Here is a 464-nt window from a genome sequence, read left to right on the forward strand (position 1 = left end):
CAACTCGCCGATGGCCATCATCCAGCGCCATGGCACGCGCGCGGCAGGCTCGCGCGGCATCTATGAGGGCGATCCGGTGCCCGACCGCCTCGACCAGTTGCAGAAGGGCAATCCGGGAGGCCGGCCATGAGCGCGGGGCGCATGGCCTGGCGCCCCTTGCGCTGGCTCATCAGCCGGCGTGCGGCGAAAGCACTGCTGTGGGCGGCCGTGATCGTCGCCGCTGCGGTGGGCGCCAACATCGCCGGCATCTATCTCGTTGGCAGCGTGGCCGGCTGGGAGCGGTGGCTCGCGGCCGCATCGGGCTACTTCTTCGTGTGGCGGTTGTTCCTGTACGGGGCGACGGCCTGCGGCTGGGTCTGGATGCGGCGGCGGCTGCTGGCGCGCGAGGACAGCACGCTGGCCCGACGCCGGCTGATTCGCGCTGAGGTCGCCGGCATTGTTGCCATCGTGGCGCTGGAAGCCAG

At 71.3% G+C, this 464-nt stretch carries 1 protein-coding gene; it reads left to right on the plus strand.

Annotation, left to right across the window (positions count from 1 at the left end; genetic code table 11):
• Positions 1-126: 126 nt before the first annotated feature.
• On the plus strand, positions 127-464 hold a 338-nt coding region (locus tag KVT32_RS28725), incomplete at its 3' end, for a hypothetical protein (protein ID WP_217619273.1).

The sequence above is a fragment of the Achromobacter sp. GbtcB20 genome, assembly GCF_019091095.1.
Lineage (GTDB): Bacteria > Pseudomonadota > Gammaproteobacteria > Burkholderiales > Burkholderiaceae_B > Achromobacter > Achromobacter mucicolens.